At 62.8% G+C, this 16,805-nt stretch carries 15 protein-coding genes and 1 tRNA gene; 5 read left to right on the forward strand and 11 right to left on the reverse strand.

The genetic code is table 11. The features are described from left to right. Nucleotides 1-3: 3 nt before the first annotated feature. The 3 genes from ntrX (at nt 4) to hflX (ending at nt 3,459) form a co-directional block, all read left to right on the forward strand. Nucleotides 4-1,395: a nitrogen assimilation response regulator NtrX gene (gene ntrX / locus JI59_RS03465; protein WP_007015227.1), complete on the forward strand. Its 1,392-nt coding sequence runs from the start codon at nt 4-6 to the stop codon at nt 1,393-1,395. Between the two features lie 132 nt (nt 1,396-1,527). Further along, nucleotides 1,528-2,100, forward strand: a complete 573-nt coding sequence (gene hfq, locus JI59_RS03470) for an RNA chaperone Hfq (RefSeq protein ID WP_038575462.1) — start codon at nt 1,528-1,530, stop codon at nt 2,098-2,100. 18 nt (nt 2,101-2,118) lie between these two features. Then, nucleotides 2,119-3,459 carry a GTPase HflX gene (gene hflX, locus JI59_RS03475; protein ID WP_007015229.1) on the forward strand — a complete coding sequence of 447 codons (1,341 nt, stop codon included), beginning with the start codon at nt 2,119-2,121 and terminating at the stop codon, nt 3,457-3,459. Here hflX and mazG read toward each other — a convergent pair. The 10 genes from mazG to JI59_RS03525 form a co-directional block, all read right to left on the reverse strand. After that, a complete protein-coding gene (gene mazG / locus JI59_RS03480) occupies nt 3,436-4,224 on the reverse strand; it encodes a nucleoside triphosphate pyrophosphohydrolase (protein ID WP_038576890.1) in 789 nt (262 codons plus the stop codon). The genes hflX and mazG overlap by 24 nt on opposite strands. An 88-nt stretch (nt 4,225-4,312) precedes the next feature. Continuing rightward, complete coding sequence (locus JI59_RS03485) at nt 4,313-4,498, reverse strand: hypothetical protein (RefSeq protein ID WP_007015231.1); 186 nt, start codon at nt 4,496-4,498, stop codon at nt 4,313-4,315. Next, the gene (locus JI59_RS03490) at nt 4,495-5,274 is read right to left on the reverse strand and encodes an MBL fold metallo-hydrolase (RefSeq protein ID WP_007015232.1); all 780 of its coding nucleotides are present in this window, start codon (nt 5,272-5,274) and stop codon (nt 4,495-4,497) included. The genes JI59_RS03485 and JI59_RS03490 overlap by 4 nt, the downstream gene beginning before the upstream one ends. Further along, nucleotides 5,271-6,047: a TatD family hydrolase gene (locus JI59_RS03495; protein ID WP_007015233.1), complete on the reverse strand. Its 777-nt coding sequence runs from the start codon at nt 6,045-6,047 to the stop codon at nt 5,271-5,273. Before JI59_RS03495 ends, JI59_RS03490 begins: the two co-directional genes overlap by 4 nt. After that, the gene (gene metG / locus JI59_RS03500) at nt 6,047-7,606 is read right to left on the reverse strand and encodes a methionine--tRNA ligase (RefSeq protein ID WP_007015234.1); all 1,560 of its coding nucleotides are present in this window, start codon (nt 7,604-7,606) and stop codon (nt 6,047-6,049) included. The genes JI59_RS03495 and metG overlap by 1 nt, the downstream gene beginning before the upstream one ends. A 29-nt stretch (nt 7,607-7,635) precedes the next feature. Beyond that, the gene (locus JI59_RS03505) at nt 7,636-8,610 is read right to left on the reverse strand and encodes a DNA polymerase III subunit delta' (RefSeq protein ID WP_007015235.1); all 975 of its coding nucleotides are present in this window, start codon (nt 8,608-8,610) and stop codon (nt 7,636-7,638) included. Further along, on the reverse strand, nt 8,607-9,245 hold the full coding sequence (gene tmk / locus JI59_RS03510) for a dTMP kinase (RefSeq protein ID WP_007015236.1): 639 nt from the start codon (nt 9,243-9,245) through the stop codon (nt 8,607-8,609). The genes JI59_RS03505 and tmk overlap by 4 nt, the downstream gene beginning before the upstream one ends. Next, nucleotides 9,242-10,405, reverse strand: coding sequence for a D-alanyl-D-alanine carboxypeptidase family protein (locus JI59_RS03515; RefSeq protein WP_007015237.1), 1,164 nt, complete (start codon nt 10,403-10,405; stop codon nt 9,242-9,244). The genes tmk and JI59_RS03515 overlap by 4 nt, the downstream gene beginning before the upstream one ends. A 59-nt stretch (nt 10,406-10,464) precedes the next feature. Then, complete coding sequence (locus JI59_RS03520) at nt 10,465-11,397, reverse strand: septal ring lytic transglycosylase RlpA family protein (RefSeq protein WP_038575464.1); 933 nt, start codon at nt 11,395-11,397, stop codon at nt 10,465-10,467. Then, on the reverse strand, nt 11,381-12,424 hold the full coding sequence (locus JI59_RS03525) for a lytic murein transglycosylase (protein WP_007015239.1): 1,044 nt from the start codon (nt 12,422-12,424) through the stop codon (nt 11,381-11,383). Before JI59_RS03525 ends, JI59_RS03520 begins: the two co-directional genes overlap by 17 nt. Before the next feature lie 141 nt (nt 12,425-12,565). Here JI59_RS03525 and JI59_RS03530 point away from each other — a divergent pair. Together JI59_RS03530 and JI59_RS03535 are read left to right on the forward strand one after the other, a co-directional pair. Then, nucleotides 12,566-12,655 (forward strand) — tRNA-Ser (locus JI59_RS03530). 163 nt (nt 12,656-12,818) lie between these two features. Further along, entirely contained in the window at nt 12,819-16,199 is a 3,381-nt protein-coding gene (locus tag JI59_RS03535) for a hybrid sensor histidine kinase/response regulator (RefSeq protein ID WP_007015240.1), read from the forward strand. On the opposite strand, the gene JI59_RS03540 is transcribed toward JI59_RS03535, so the two are convergent. Then, nucleotides 16,161-16,796 (reverse strand): response regulator transcription factor, encoded by a 636-nt coding sequence (locus tag JI59_RS03540; protein ID WP_007015241.1) that lies wholly within the window; start codon nt 16,794-16,796, stop codon nt 16,161-16,163. The genes JI59_RS03535 and JI59_RS03540 overlap by 39 nt on opposite strands. Between the last annotated feature and the right edge of the window lie 9 nt (nt 16,797-16,805).

Genomic DNA, 16,805 nt, shown 5'->3' on the forward strand with positions numbered 1-16,805 from the left:
ATCATGGCTCTCGAAATCCTGATCGTCGACGATGAACGCGACATCCGCGAACTGGTCGCAGGCGTGCTCAGCGACGAAGGGTATGAATGCCGCACGGCCGGCGACAGCGAGTCGGCATTGGCCGCGATCGACGATCGCCGGCCGTCATTGGTGCTGCTCGATGTCTGGCTGCATGGCAGCCCGATGGACGGGCTTGAAGTGCTCGATGCGATCAAGGTCCGCGAACCGGAACTGCCCGTCATCATCTTCTCCGGACACGGCAATATCGATACGGCGGTTGCCGCTATCAGTCGCGGCGCCGTCGATTTCATCGAGAAGCCCTTCGAGGCGGAGAAGCTGCTTCATCTCGTTGGACGCGCTACCGAGACCGAACGACTGCGCCGGGAGAATGCCCAGCTCAAGCAGGACTTCCCGACGGGTGAGGAATTCACCGGTTCGAGCAGCGCGATCAATCAGGTGAGGGCGACCCTCAAGCGCGTGGCCAATACCGGCAGCCGTCTGCTGATCACTGGGCCAGCGGGTTCCGGCAAGGAAGTCGCCGCGCGCCTGCTTCATGCCTGGAGCCCGCGCGCCAGCAACGCCTTTGTCAGCGTCAACTCGGCCCGCATCACGCCCGAGCGGTTCGAACAGGAACTCTTCGGCGAAGAAGCGGAAGGGGCCTTGATCCGCCCTGGCCTTCTCGAAACGGCGGACGGAGGGACGCTCTATCTCGATGAAGTCTCCGACATGCCCCTGTCGACCCAGGCGCGCATCCTTCGCGTCCTGACCGACCAGGCCTTCGTTCGTGTCGGCGGCTCACGTCAGATCCGCGTCGATGTGCGCGTTGTCTCGTCGACGTCGCGCGATCTGGAGAAGGAGATTGCCGAACGCCGTTTCCGCGAGGATCTGTTCTATCGCCTGAACGTCGTGCCGGTCACGATCCCGGCCTTGCGCGAGCGCCGCGACGACGTACCTGCGCTAGTCGATCACTTCTTTGCCCGTTACGCGAACGAACAGGGCGTGGCGCCTCCCAAGGTGAGCGGCGAGGCGATGACGGCGCTGCAGGCTTACGAGTGGCCCGGCAACGTGCGGCAACTGCGTAATGTCGTCGAACGCACCGTCATCATGGCCCCGCGCGAGAAGCTGGAGACGATCGAGGTCGACATGCTGCCGCCGGAAATATTCAATAACCGCTCACAAGGCGATGCCGGCACTTCGGTCATGATGAGCGCGCCCCTGCGCGAGGCGCGCGAGAGCTTCGAAAGGGAGTACCTGAAAGTCCAGATCCGGCGCTTTTCCGGAAACATTTCGAAGACGGCTTCGTTCATCGGCATGGAGCGTTCCGCACTGCACCGTAAGCTCAAATTGCTCGGCATGTCCGAACGGCGAGAGGGCGATACAGATGACGAAATGTAATAGCCTCGACATATTTTTTCGCATTTACTGCACTGCAGCAACTGGGTAGATTTTGATTCGGTAACGGTCGAGGGGGTCCCCCGGCCAGATCGCGGACCGCAGCAGCGGCCGCCAAAAAGATGGAGCAAATACATGGCTGGACGTACGCTTTCTGCGCGACCCAAACCTGCATCGGCAGCAGCTGCCGAACCTGCGAAGCCCCCGGTGAGCGCCGGAAATTCGGCTGGCAAGGGGCAGAATCTTCAGGATCAGTTCCTCAATCTCCTGCGCAAGAACAAGACTCCGGTCACCATGTTCCTGGTCAAGGGCGTCAAGCTCCAGGGCATCGTCACCTGGTTCGACAATTTTTCGATCCTGTTGCGCCGCGATGGTCAATCGCAGCTCGTTTACAAGCATGCGATTTCCACGATCATGCCATCGACTCCGGTCGATGCAGGCCAGTTCGCCAGCGGCAACGAATCGGCAAAGAAGACCCGCGTCCTGCAAGACGTATTCCTTTCCAGCATTCGCACTGCCGGCGTGCAGGTCACGATGTTCCTGATCAATGGCGTCATGCTTCAGGGTCGTGTCGCTGCATATGACCTGTTCTGCATGCTGCTTGAACGCGAAGGTTACGTTCAGTTGGCCTACAAGCATGCCGTTTCGACGATTCAGCCCGTGACTCCGGTTGATCTTCAGGCGCATGAAGAAGAAGCCGAAGATTGAGCGCGAAGCTGAACTGAATTGAACGACGAACTCAAGGGCGAGGTCACGCGCGGGGCGCGTGCCCTCGTCGTCTATCCGCAGATGCGAGGGAAGGGGGATCTCGACCCCGAAGCGCGTCTTGAAGAAGCCAAGGGGCTCGCACTCGCGATTGGCCTCGTCATTGCCGACGCCATCGCCATTCCAATCCGTGAGCCGCGCCCCGGCACGTTGTTTGGTGAAGGCCAGATCCAGAACATCGCTACGGCCTGTGAGTTGAACGAGGCCGAACTGATCATTGTCGACGGCTCGCTGTCGGCGATACAGCAACGAAATCTGGAAGAGAAATTCAAGCGCAAGGTCATCGACCGCACCGGTCTGATCCTGGAAATCTTTGGCGAGCGCGCCGCGACAGCCGAAGGCCGCCTGCAGGTCGAACTCGCACACCTCGATTACCAGGCCGGCCGCCTCGTGCGCAGCTGGACTCACCTCGAGCGCCAGCGCGGCGGCTTCGGCTTCCTTGGCGGCCCCGGCGAAACGCAGATCGAGGCCGACCGCCGCATGATCCGCGACCGGATGGCAAAGATCCGGCGCGAACTAGAGCAAGTGCGCCGCACGCGCGGCCTCCATCGCGACCGGCGCGAGAAGGCTCCTTGGCCGATCGTTGCGCTTGTCGGCTATACTAATGCGGGCAAATCGACGCTGTTCAATCGCCTGACAGGCGCCGAAGTCATGGCGCAGAATCTGCTTTTCGCAACGCTCGACCCGACGATGCGCGCCATCCGCCTGCCGGGTGTTGAAAAGGCGATCCTGTCCGACACGGTGGGATTCATATCCGATCTTCCAACCCAATTGGTTGCGGCATTTCGTGCCACGTTGGAGGAAGTCACGGCGGCGGACCTGATCCTGCACGTGCGCGACATCGCCAATCCGGATACGGACGCCCAGAAGCGGCAGGTCCTCGATGTCCTGGGCGATCTTGGAGTGCTCGGCAGCGAGGTGGACGACGAAGCGGAGGAGGGCGCCGAGCCCGGGATTCCGATCATCGAGCTTTGGAACAAGTGGGACCTCCTCGGTCCCGAACATGCCGAAAAGCTGCGAGAAGCCATTGCGCACCGCGAGGATGAGGCGATTGTGCCCATTTCCGCGGTCATGGGAGAGGGCTGCGAACACCTGATGGAGGTAGTCGGCCACGCCTTGACCGCGGACTCCAAGGTCTATTCCTTCCTGCTTCCCGCTGCCGATGGACAGCGGATTGCCTTCCTTCACGCGCGCGGTGAAGTCATTTCGGAAGAAGACGCGGGCGAGGGGGCAGATGGTCCCCTTTTGCGCCTTCAGGTCCGTCTTGCGGCACGGGAACTAGGTCGATTTCAGGCGCTCTGACGCCTTGACCTTCTGCCAATAGGATTCCTGAGCATCGAGGCCAAGGTCCCTGAAATTTCTACCTTCTTCTGCTGACATTCGTTCCATTGCGCGAAACCGGCGCTCGAACTTGGCGTTGGCGGCGCGCAGGGCTTCCTCGGGCGCAATGCCGCTCAGCCGAACTAGGTTTACGGCAGCGAACAGGAGATCTCCAGCTTCCTCCAGCTTGTGATCGCCGGAAGCCTCCGCCAGTTCTTCCATTTCTTCGCGGACCTTGTCGGCGGCGCCGCTTGGATCGGGCCAATCGAAACCCACGCGGGCCGCGCGCTTCTGGAGCTTTTCTGCGCGCATCAATGCTGGAAGTGACATGGCAACGCCATCGATGGCGCTGTCCGCTCCCTTGGCGGCCCGTTCCTGTGCCTTGAGCTTCTCCCAACGATCGGTCTGGCTTTCACCGGAGGTATCGTCTCCGAAGATGTGCGGGTGGCGTGCTTCGAGCTTGTCGGCAATCGAGGCGGCAACGTCGGGGAAAGCGAAATGGCCATCTTCCTCCGCCATGCGCGAATGGAACACGACCTGGAGCAGCAAGTCGCCAAGTTCGTCACGCAAGGCATCCAGATCCTCGCGATCGATGGCATCGGCGACTTCGTAGGCTTCCTCGATGGTGTACGGCGCGATCGTTGCGAAATTCTGCGCGCGATCCCATTCGCAACCGGTTTGCGGATCGCGCAGGCGGGCCATGATCGAAAGCAGTCGATTGAGGTGGGCGTGTCTGGTCTCGGTCATAATCGGCGCTTCCGGCTGTAGCGATCCATGAAGTTGATAATACATCTTATGTAAAATGTCGTGCGGCTGAATGGACGTCGGCTGCGGTTCACTGCTGGATCCGCAAGCCCGTCACATCAATGATGAGCATCAGTCCAACGATGATCGCGACCCAGATCAGTCCGAGGCGGATCATGCGCCGCGCGCCGAGTTCGCGGAACCGTGCATTGCTCGTCACGAGAATCAAGGCGCCGAGCACGGAAATGATCGAGACGATCATGGCCGTCGTGTTCATGCCGCGATTACCATGCCATCGTATCCCACCTGGACGCCCTCGGGAACTTCGCGCGAAAGTGTCGCATAATCCATGCTCTTGTCGAGATGCGTGAGCACCGTCGAACCGGCGCGGCATGCCTCGGCGAGTTCAAGTGACATCGCAAGATGCGCATGCGTCGGGTGTGGTTCGCGGCGCAGACAGTCCACGATGAGCACATCCGAGCGATAGAAGAGATCGACCATGCCCTTCGTTATCTCACTCAGGTCTGTTGCATAACTAACTGATTTACCATCACATTCAAACCTGAATCCAGTTGATTGCGCTGGACCGTGCGGCATCTGCACGTGATCGATACGAAAACCTTCGCACAGGCGGATGTTGTCGAGATTGTCGAGACTGACAAGCGTCGGGTAACCGTGTTGACCGGCAAAGACATAGCCGAAGCGCTGGCGCATGCGGCGGACGGTTTCTGATGCAGCGAAACCCGGGATTGGACCGGCGCGGCCATATCTTAGCGGCCTGAGATCATCGATGCCGTGGCAGTGATCGGCGTGATCGTGAGTCCAGAATACCGCATCGATACGATGGATGTCGTTGGCAAGGAGCTGGGCGCGCAAGTCGGTCGGCGTATCGATAAGAATGCGTCCGCCGGCATCGCTTTCCAGAAGTACCGAAACCCGCGTGCGCCGATTCTTCGGCTCATCTGGATCGCAAAGGCCCCAGTCCGCACCGTGTTCGCCCCCGAGCCGGGGAACTCCTGTCGACGTTCCGCTGCCGAGGATAATGGCCTTCACGCCGCCGCTTTCTTGAACAGCGTGAAGAAGTTACGGGTGGTTTCTGCGGCAAGCTCATCGAGCGGCGTTTCCCGCAGCTGAGCCACGAAGCGCGCCGTATCTGCAGTGTAGGCAGGTTCGCATTTCCTGCCGCGGTGGGGCACGGGGGCTAGGAAAGGCGAATCCGTTTCAACCAGCAATCGGTCTTGCGGAATGACCTTTGCAAACTCCTGCAAATCCTTGGCATTCTTGAAAGTTACGATTCCCGAAAGCGAGATCGTCAGGCCCAGGTCGAGAACCTTGCGTCCGAAATCGGCCGAGGCAGTGAAACAGTGGATGAGAGCGGGAAAGCCCCCCTTCCCCATTTCCTCGTCGAGGATGCGCACGGTGTCTTCTTCCGCATCTCGCGTATGGATGATGAGCGGCAGGCCGGTCTGCCGCGAAACGGCGATATGGGTGCGAAACAGGGCCTGCTGCACATCGCGGTCGGACTTGTCGTAGTAGTAGTCCAAACCGGTCTCACCGATGGCGACGACCTTGGGATGCGCAGTCGCCTCCAGCAGAGCTCCCTCGCCCAAGTCCGCATGCTGATCGGCTTCATGCGGATGAATGCCGACCGACGCCCAGACGTCATCCTCGCGTGCGGCCGTGGCGACCACCCGATCCCATTCGCGCTGACGGGTCGAGATATTCAGAAAGCCACGAATGCCCGCTTGCCTGGCACGGTCGAGAACGGCCTGCTGATCTTCGACCAGACCTTCGTATTCCAGGTGACAGTGGGAATCGATCAGCATCAGGCGGCGGCTTCCTCAGGCAGTTCGAGCCGCGGGAATACGCCCTGCGGCTTGTCCACCTTGTAACCCGAAGCAGCCAGTGCGGTGAACCAGTCGGCCGCCTCCAGCGCGGCATAGTCGCGCGCATCTGCACCCTGCCCCATCTGGTCGAGCAACTTGTCGATCGCTGTCGGCACCACCGGACGCACGGCGATGGCGAGATCGCGCACGACCTGGAACAGAACCATGAGAACCGCTTCCATCCGTTCGGGATCGGTCTTGCGCAGCGCCCATGGGGCCTGTTCGTCAACGTACTGGTTGCAGGCGAAGACGGCGCGCATCCAGCTTTCGAGACCGTCACTGAAGGCGAGGTCGGTGAAGCTCTTGCGCAGTCCCGCGATGCCTTCCCGGACCGATGCAAAGAGCGCCGCATCGGCTTCGGTTTGCGGTAATCCGGCCTTAACTATGCCATCCATGTTCTTGAAAATCATGGATAGACTGCGTTGGGCAAGGTTGCCGAAGCTGTTCGCGAGCTCAGCATTGCAGCGCGTGACGATAGCCTCGGGCGAGTAGGAACCGTCCTGTCCGAATGCCACCTCACGCATGAGGAAATAGCGCAGCGCATCGACACCGAAGGTTTCGGCAAGGCCGATCGGATCAGTCACATTGCCGAGCGACTTCGATTCCTTCTGTCCGCGGTTTAGCAGGAAGCCGTGCCCGAAGACCTGGCGCGGCAGCGGGACGCCAGCGCTCATCAGGAAGGCGGGCCAGTAAATCGCATGGAAACGAACGATGTCCTTCCCGATCACATGCAGGTTTGCTGGCCAATACTTTGAATAGTCGCCGTTTTCATCGGGAAATCCGAGGCCGGTCAGGTAGTTGGTCAGAGCATCGACCCAGACGTACATGACGTGGTTCTCGCTACCCGGAACCTTGATGCCCCAGTCGAAGCTCGTCCGCGAAACCGAAAGGTCACGCAGGCCACCTTCGACGAAGCGCGTCACTTCGTTGCGGCGGCTTTCCGGCTTGATGAAATCACCGGAGCTGTAGAGTTCGAGCAACTTGTCCTGGTACTTCGACAGGCGGAAGAACCACGATTCCTCGACAGTCCATTCAACCGGCGTGCCTTGCGGGGATAGCTTTTCGCCGCCCTCGCCTGCGACGAGTTCGCTCTCGTCGTAATAGGCTTCGTCGCGGATCGAGTACCAGCCTTCATAGCGGTCGAGGTAAAGGTCGCCGTTGGCTTCCATGCGGCGCCACAATTCCTGTGTCGCCTCGTGGTGACGCGGCTCTGTAGTGCGGATGAAGACATCGTATCCGATGTTCAATGCATCGCACATGTCCCTGAAGTACCGAGACATTTCGTCGCAGAGCGCAGCCGGCGTCACGCCGAGGTCGCGCGCCTTCTGCATCATCTTCAGGCCATGTTCGTCCGTTCCGGTCTGGAATCGGACGTCGAAGCCTTCAGCCTTGCGGTTGCGGGCTATGACATCGGTAGCGATCGCCTCGTAGGCATGGCCGATATGCGGCTTGCCGTTGGGATAGCTGATGGCGGTGGTGACGTAATAGGGCTCGCCCATGCGGCGTCGCACTTTCTCTTCAGGTGTTGCTAGCGAGCCGCTTCTCTAGGCATCGCAGCGGAAGCCAGCAACCCGCCAATTTCCATAATCAGGAGGCCGGCGTCGAAATTGTAGGTGGGAGCCTGCGTCGAGAGCCTGGTCAGCGTCCCGTGTGCGTCGATAATCCGCAACTGGCGATCACGGGGACCGGTGGACAATTCGTTGGCCAGAACGGCGCGAGCCAGCTCGAGGGCGGCCAGCTGTCGTTCGCGCAAGGGGCGTGCGCCCATTTCTTCGGCAAGCGCGCCGCGCAAGTGAAAGTCGGCATCGCCTTCGCGCAGGATGCGCATCATGAGCTGGTGGATGTTGCCAAGGTCCTGCTCGACGAAGTTCAGCGCGACGCCGGGCGACCCGTGCGATGCAAGGATCGCGGCCTGACGCTCCTCGGCATTGGCCTGCGGGACATCGCGGCGAATGACCGCATCGAGTTCCTCCGGTGTCAATGGCGCAAATCTGAGAATTCTGCAGCGCGAGCGGACTGTCGGCAGGAGCCGCCCGGGCTGGTGCGCGACCAGCAGGAAATAGGTGCCGACAGGCGGCTCCTCCAGGCTCTTGAGCAAGGCGTTGACCGCGCTCTTTTCCAGATCGTCCGCCGGATTGATGATGATCGCCCGGCGTTCACCCAAGGTCGGGCGCGTGGTCAGGCGCTGCTGCATCTGCCGGATCTGGTCGATCGTGATGTTGCGCTTGGTCTGGTAAGGCTTGCCCTCGGCCTTCTTCTTGGCCTCGTCGTCGTTCGAGGGCAGGTGCTCGAGAATATGGATGTCCGGATGGGCATCGGCATCGGGCAGCTTCCCGCCCGGTTCACGGACGAGTTCCCCGGCGGCGGCACGAGCAAAGGCACGTTTGCCCAGACCCTTCGCGCCAGTCAGCAGCCAGGCATGGTGCATGCGCTCGGACGAAATTGCCGCGAGCCATTCCTCCCAGGCGGAGTCCTGACCGATAAAGGGCTTGCCCGCCTTCATGTCCGCATGTCCAGCAGCGGGACAATGGCATTCAGGACCATCTGATGCGTATCCTGCGGGCTACCGTCGCCATCGATGCGGGTGAAGCGGGCGGTTTCAGCCTCGGCAAAGGCTGCGAAAGCGGCGGCGACCCGCGCATGGTAAGCGGTGTCACGGCTGCCTATCCGGTCGGTTCCCTCGGTATCACGCAAGGAAAGCCGGGCACTCGCCACACTGGGCGACACTTCGATGAGCACGGTAAGATCGGGAAGGAGGCCGCCGCTGCCGATGCGATGCAATTCGCGAATGTCCGCATCGGACAATCCGCCGCCGCCGCCCTGGTACGCCCTGCTGGAGTCCAGGAACCGGTCGCATACGACCCAGGCGCCGCGCTCCACGGCAGGTCGGATCAGCTTCTCTACGTGATCGGAGCGCGCCGCCGCAAAGAGCAGTGCTTCGGCGCGCGGGTTCCACCCGTCGCCGTCACCGTGGAGGAGCAGTTCGCGGATCGCCTCTGCACCGGGCGTCCCACCCGGCTCACGCGTGGTGACGACTTCAAGCCCGCGTTCGCGCAAGGCCTCAGCCAGCAGGCGGGCCTGCGTGGACTTGCCGGCCCCTTCTCCGCCCTCGAGTGCAATGAAACGTCCAGCTGTCATGAGAAGATGTTGATAATCCCGTTCACCAGCCTGTCCAGCGCCCCGGCCTTTCCGACGTCGCGTCCTGCATAGAGCGGGATCCTGCCGGGAGCGAGATCGCCCACCTTGATTTCCAGTTCGCCGACCTGCTCTCCCTTGCGCAAGGGCGCCTGCAACGGCCCGCGATAGTGGACTGACAGCGATATCGGCTGGTTGCCCTCGCCATTGGGCAGCGTTGCATGGACTTCGCGGTTGGCGACGAGGGGCACTTCGCGGGCATCGCCGTCCTGAACCTTGGCCTCGATGACCGTCTGGCCCTGTTCGAACAGATGCCGCGCGTGCCATTGGGAAAAGCCCCATTCGAGCAGGTCGCGCGCGGCCTTGTCCCTGACCGTGTGAGTTGGCGAACCGGCCAGTACCATGACAAGGCGGCGTCCGTCGCGCTGGGCGGTCCCGAGGAAATTGTAGCCGGCCTCGCGGGTATAGCCGGTCTTGATGCCGTCCGCGCCCGGCACGACGCCAACCGTCGGATCGTGGCTGCGCATCGAGACATCGCGCCAGAAGTAGTGCTTGCGCCCTGAGAACTCCCGATAGAGCTGCGGGTGGCGCGTGATCATCGCATCGGCCAGCTTCACCAGGTCGCTGGCGGTGACGTAAGTGTGGCCTTCGTCCATCCAGCCGTTGGGCGTATTGTAGTGGCTGCGGCTCATGCCCAGGCTCTTCGCCGCCGCGTTCATCCGGGCAGTCCACTTGGCAACGCTGCCCGCATAGCCCTGTGCAAGTACGATCGAGGCATCATTGGCCGAAGCGGTCATGATCCCGTGGAGGAGATCCTTGGTTGTCGGATGATCGTCTGGTGTCAGGTACATGGTCGTACCTTTTGCGAACCATTCCCGGCTCGTTTCGGGCTGGACCTGGAACTTTCGGTTCAGGGCAAGACGCCCGGCATCGATCTCTTCGAAAGCCACGAAAGCGGTCATGACCTTGGTTACGGAAGCCGGAAGAAATGGAACATCGGGTCGGCGCTGGACGAGCACTTGGCCCGAACCGATGTCGACCAGCAGACTAACGGGGATCGAGTTAAGCTCGGCCGGCGGAGCGGGCGCGCGGGCCGCCGCCGGGGCGGTAAGAAGAGATGCGCCGACAAGAGATGAGACGGCAAACTTCAGAAACGACTTCAAGACCAGTATTCTCCCGCGCGGCCATCGGGGCACTCGGCGCGCGAAGCTGGTTCATTCGGTCAGTCCGCGCGCTGGATTCGTGCGTCGCTATAGCCTGCCGTCCGGGCCTTCTCCAGCGCTGCGGCAGCTTGTGCACGGTTTGCGAAAGGGCCCATGCGCACGCAGGAAAACTTGCCGCAGGCGGCCACGTGGCCTTTGAGCTTGCTGGCAACCGCCCTCGCACTTGCCGCCACGGAGAATGCGGCAACCTGCACCACATGATCTCCCTTTGCGACTTGGCCTGACTTGAGTTCTGCCTTCGGTTCGGGAACGGGCTGGGTCCGCGCAATCGGCTCGGACGGTGGAACCGAAACCGCCATGACGGAGGGGACCTGGCTTCCCGACTTCGCAGTGTCCGGTGCGGCACCGGGAGGCATCGGCGGCGGCGTAAGCAGCGGCGATTGATCCGCAAGCTTGCGGCGAAGTACCTTGAGCAGCGCTTCGGGCGTTGCCATCCGCTCCGGTACCTGCTCGCCCTGACGCAGCAGAGCCCGGTCGGATTCCGGCGGATTTGTCCGGCGCAAGCGCACGGCAACGCGTTGCCCCGCCGTCATGCCCAGTTCGGAGGCTGCATCGCGGGACAGTTCGACGAGGGTATCGTTCACCATAGGGCCGCGGCGTTCGACCCGCACGAGGATTGTCTTGCCGGTTTCGAGCGAGGTGACTTCCGCATAGCTGGGAAGCGGCAATGTCTTGTGGGCGGCGGTGACACCGACGACGCCTTCGCCCGCAACGCCGGCATAGCCCACCGCGTCGTAATTCATCTGGTCCGTCGGGGTCCAGGTCGTATCGCCTATGGTGAACGGCTCCCCGACGACGACCGGATAGTCGGCGGCGGGGCCATTCGCGGGTGTCGCGGAAACCGGTATCGGCCTGTCGCCGCCAGCCGTCATGCAACCGCCAAGCAGGATCAGCGCCGCAAGCGGCAGGGCATGGTTAACGGGCAATCTCATCTGCAAGCAACCCCACGGACAATGCGTAGTAGTTCGAGCAGTTGTACTGGAGGATGACCCGATAATTCCCGGTTAACAGATAGGCAGGAGTTCCGGGACCATCGGGCTGGAACAGCGATGCCAGGACGTCGCTGCCGATCGGCGATAGCGGGGCGACGCCTAGCGCACGCCACTCCGACACTGTCTTCCACTGAGAGTGGCGCTCATGCACGCGCTCGCATGTCGGGGCGGCAAGCTTGCTGGCGTAGGCGCCGACATTGAAGCCGCTGGGTACCGAAGCGCGCACGCCCCAGGGCTGCCCTTTCCGCCATCCGGCATCGCGGAAATAATTGGCGATCGAGGCGATGGTGTCGGCCGGGCTGGAGAAAATGTCGCGGTCGCCATCGCCATCGCCATCGACGGCGAGTCGCAGGTACACGCTCGGCAGGAACTGCGGATAGCCGAAGGCGCCGGCCCAACTGCCCTTCAGTTTGTAGCTGGGTACGCCCTGGTCGATCATCTTGAGCAATGCGATCAGTTCGCCCTCGAACAGGTCACGCCTGCGGCCTTCCCAGGCGAGCGTTGCCAGCGAGCGCGCAAGGTCGAAATCCCCGACGTAGCTGCCATAGTTGGTTTCGTGGCCCCAGATGGCGAACAGTACCGGAGCAGGAACGCCGTAACGCGCCTCGATCGCGGGGAGGATGCCGGAGAGCTGCGCATAGCGAGAGCGCCCGCGCGAAACGATGCTCGAGCCTACGTGCCGCGCAATATAGGGGGCCATGGGCGGCGGGCTCGACTGACGGCCGGGCTGCGCAGTATCCAGCTCGATGACCCGCTGGTTGGGTGTAAGCCCACTCAGCGTTCGCGTGATCGTCGCCTCGCTTACCCCCTGCTTCCGGGCGTGGGCGGCAACCGTCTGAAGGTATGCCGAAAAACTCTCGCCCTGCACCTGTGCGTGCAGCGGCGCCGGTGCCATGACAGGCAGCGCGGCGATTGCGCCGGCAAGGCATTTGGACAGGAACGATTTTGTAAGCGATGGGCGTTTCATCTTCTTGAAACTCGCACAAACATGGCCGGTTGCAAATGGCGTCCGTCACGATCCGGTGGACAGTAACCGCAAGCCAAATTCCATTCGGCGCCATGCAAGGTCTTGCAAGCCCCGGACATTGCTCTATGCGCGTTTGCCGACGGACAGGTGGCCGAGTGGTTTAAGGCAGCGGTCTTGAAAACCGCCGTGGGTGCAAGCTCACCGTGGGTTCGAATCCCACCCTGTCCGCCACTTTCTCCCAGCTGGCGGCGTGCATGGCGCAAGTTGCACCTGACAAGGGTGGATCGACCGGCTAGGACTTCTGCAGGGAGTTGGGTCCGGAGGTCCGGTTGGGTCGCGTGGCAATTGCTGAAGCTGCACTCGCTGAAGCCTCAGGGGCGCAGGGCCTGCGCGCATGAGCCTGGCTTCATCGGCCTTTGCCGCCCTTGCTCTCATCCTCGTCCTGTTTGCCGTGGCCGCCCTGGTCGAGGCGCGCGGCGCCCTGTTCTCACGCCGTCCCGCCTTGCGCCACCACGCCTATACGCTGGCACTGGGCGTCTATTGTTCGAGCTGGACTTTCTATGGCGCGGTCGGCAGCGCGGTTCGCAGCGGGTGGGCCTATGTGCCGATCTACCTCGGCCCAGCGCTCCTGCTGCTGCTTGCCCCCGGCTTCCTCTCGCGCCTTTCGGCGGCGGTCAGGGAAGAACGCGCTGCGACAGTGTCGGACTTCATCGCTGCGCGCTTCGGTCACGATGCAGGCGTCGCGCGGATGGTCACGCTCATCGCCTTGCTGGGAAGCATTCCCTATCTGGCACTGCAACTGCGATCCATCGGTAGTGCCCTTTCCATCGTTTCCGGACGCGACATCATGGTGCCAACGATGATCGTGGCCTCGGGCCTGCTCACCTTGTTCGCACTACTCTTCGGCACCCGCCGGTTCGAGCTTGCAGGCCGCAGCGAGGGCCTGCTCTACGCGATCGGGCTGGATTCGATCATCAAGATCGTCGCCCTGTTTGCGGTGGCCGCGCTTGCACTGGTGCTGCTCTCCGGCGCCGAAGCGGCATCGTTCACCCATGCAGTCGAGACGCTGGGAGAGCGCTTTGCCCCCACCCACCTCACCTTCGAGATCGCGCTGATCGCGCTGGTTTCCACTTTCGCGATCATCGCCCTGCCGCGCCAGTTCTACATGGGGCTGGTGGAGGCGCGCGATGAGCGCGATCTCGTGCGGGCACGCTTCGGTCTCGCGGCATACCTATTGGGCATGGCCGTCCTGATCGTGCCGATTGCGCTGGCAGGGATTGCACTGCTCCCGCAGGATATCGACGCCGACCTCTACGTTTTGCAATTGCCCGCTTCGGCGGGATCGGAACTGATTCTCGCCGCGGCGCTGCTGGGCGGGATCGGCGCTGCCAGTTCGATGGCGATCGTCGATACGACTGCTCTGGCAACGATGGTCTCGAACGACCTGTTCGCAGGCGCCGTGATCGGTTCGGGCAAGGATCGTCCGGCCGGGGCCATCGGCGCGCGAATGCTGGGGATGCGCCGCATCTCCGTTGCAGGGATCATGCTTCTCGCAATGGCATTCGCGCTGCTGATTTCGCGCGGCCAGTCGCTGGCGTCGATGGGCCTGACGGCCTTTGCCGCAATGGCGCTGTTCTCGCCGCATCTGATCCTCGGTACGCTGGGCAAGGGGCGCGATCCTGTCGCCGCCCGGGCAAGCCTCGGGATCGGCCTGGTGCTGTGGGCCTACACCCTGGCCCTGCCCCCGATCATGCCGCAGCCCTGGCTCGACGCCCTTTCCGGGACCGTCATCGACCCGCATCGGCTTTTCGGAATTGGCCGGGCGAGTGCTTTCGTCCACGGGGTAGTCTGGAGCCTTGGCGTCGACGTCGCCGTCTATGCCCTGATCGCCGCGCGCAAGATCCCGGCACCAGGTCTGCCCCGCATTTTCGCCACGCCGGGCCGTGTCTCCAACGTCGGCGAACTGGCGCGGTTCGTGGCCAGTTTCGTGGGCGAAGAGCGGGCGGAGCGGGAGTTTTCCGGCTCCGATCCGCAAGATCAGGTGACGCCAAGGAATGCCCGCAAGGCCCAGGACCTGATTGCCCGCGTGGTCGGCGCGTCTTCGGCGCGGGCACTGGTTGCATCGGCGCTGGCCAGCGGACGCATGGATCTGTCCGACGTCACCCGCCTGCTCGATGAAGGCGGGCAATCCTTGCGTTTCTCGCGCCAATTGCTGGCTGCCACTTTCGAGAACGTCGACGCCGGTATCAGCGTGGTCGACGGCGAACTCAACCTGATTGCGTGGAATTCGGGTTACGAGGAGATCTTCGACTATCCTGCGGGCATGGTCCGCGTCGGCGCACCTATCGAGGAACTGATCCGGCACAATGCCATGCGCGGCCATTTCGGCGAGGGCGATATCGACACCTTGGTCGAACGCCGGCTAGAGCCGCTTCGACAAGGCCGGGCGCACAGCTTCGAGCGGCGGGGCAGCGATGGCAGGGTCATCAAGACGGTGGGCGGCCCGATGCCGGGCGGGGGATACGTCATGTCCTTCACCGACGTCACCGAGGAAGCTCGCATCCGCGACGAACTGGAGCAGACCCTCGAACAGCTCGAAGAGCGGGTCGAAGCGCGCACGCGCGAATTGAGCGAGGCGAATCGCCTGCTTGCCCGGGCCACCCGAGACAAGACGCGGTTTCTCGCCGCCGCCAGTCACGACCTGCTGCAACCGCTCCATGCTGCCCGCCTGTTTACAGCCGCGCTTGGCAGGTCGGTGCCCGACAAGGAAAAGCCGCTCGTCGGTCGAGTCGATGGCGCGATCGTCGCTGCCGAAGAACTGCTGCGCGCGCTGCTCGACATCTCCCGCCTCGATGCCGGTGGGGTCACGCCCGAGACCGAGCCGGTCGCCCTTGGCCCGTTCCTCGATGATCTGGTTGCGAGTTTTCAGCCTTCGGCCGAAGCCAAGGGCCTCACGCTCAGGACGGGGCCCCTATTCGGGCATGTCGAGACCGATCCGGGCCTGCTGCGCTCGGTGATGCAGAACTTCCTGTCCAACGCCCTGCGCTACACCCAGCGCGGCGGCGTGCTCGTCGGGGTGCGCAGGCGGGGCGACATGCTGCGCATCGATGTGATTGACAGCGGCGTGGGCTTCGAGCCGGAGCAGTCGGACGTGATATTCCGTGAGTTCACCCGCCTGGGCACGACGGATGTCGAAGGGTTGGGATTGGGGCTCGCGCTCGTCGAACGCATCGTCAGGGTCCTGGGGGGGCGCATCGAAGTGGATGCCCGGCCCGGGCATGGCAGCCGCTTCAGCCTTCTGCTTACAGCACGCGAGGCTGGCGATCCCCCGCTCCAGGAACCGAAGGATACCGCCCCTGCAACCGCGCCCGGTCATGGACTGACGGTTCTTGTCGTCGACAACGACAGCCGCATTGTCGAGGCATCCGTGGAACTGGTCGAGAGCCTTGGGCACCGCGCAATCGGAGTGCGGGACATCGCCGGGGCATTGGCCCATGTCGACGAGGTCGACGCGGTTCTGGCCGACTATCGGCTGGACAACGGCGAGGACGGCCTGAGCCTGATCATGCAACTGCGCTCCTTGCGCAAGGGCCTGCCTGCCGCGATCTTCACGGCTGAAGCGGGCAGTTCGATCCGGGCCAAGGCAGAAGCATCCGGCGTGCCGGTCCATGCAAAGCCAGTCGCGCCCGAAGTGATCGAGGCCTTCCTCGCCCGTGCGGCGATCATGTCGGTGGGATCAGTGTTGCAGATGCAATCCGAGCGAGCGCGCCACTAAGGCGGCCTGCGTGCGATTGCGAACGTCGAGCTTCTTCATGATCGCGGTCATGTGCGCCTTTACGGTCGCTTCGGTGATGCCGAGGCCATAGGCGATCTGCTTGTTGAGCTGCCCATCGAGAACCGCCAGCAGCACCTTGAGCTGCATGGGGGTGAGGCCCGCCACTTCATTGCGGATAGGTTCGAGTTCGGCGTCGCCCCGCGGCGTGCTGCTGCCTGCGGGCGCATGACCTCCCAGCGCCTTGGCAACGGCCTCTTCGATTTTCACGAGATCGCTGTCCTTGCGCAGGAAGCCGATGGCCCCGAAGGCGCGGGCTTCTTCGGCCGCGGATTCCCCTTCGGCGCTCGACACGACGAGGATCGGGACCTCGGGCTTTTCGGCGTGGATCAGGGCAATGCCCGAGAAGCCAACCGCTCCGGGCATCTTGAGATCGAGCAGCACCAGCGCAAGGTCATCGAGTTCGCAGGCCAGGCGCGATGCTGCCGGCAGCGTTCCTGCCTCGACGATCCGGGCATCGGGAGCCACCTGCCCCACCGCCAGGGTCAACGCCTGGCGGAAGAGCGGGTGGTCGTCGGCAATGAGAACGCTGCGGCCCACCCCTCGATG

Source organism: Novosphingobium pentaromativorans US6-1 (assembly GCF_000767465.1).
GTDB classification, from domain to species: Bacteria; Pseudomonadota; Alphaproteobacteria; order Sphingomonadales; family Sphingomonadaceae; genus Novosphingobium; species Novosphingobium pentaromativorans.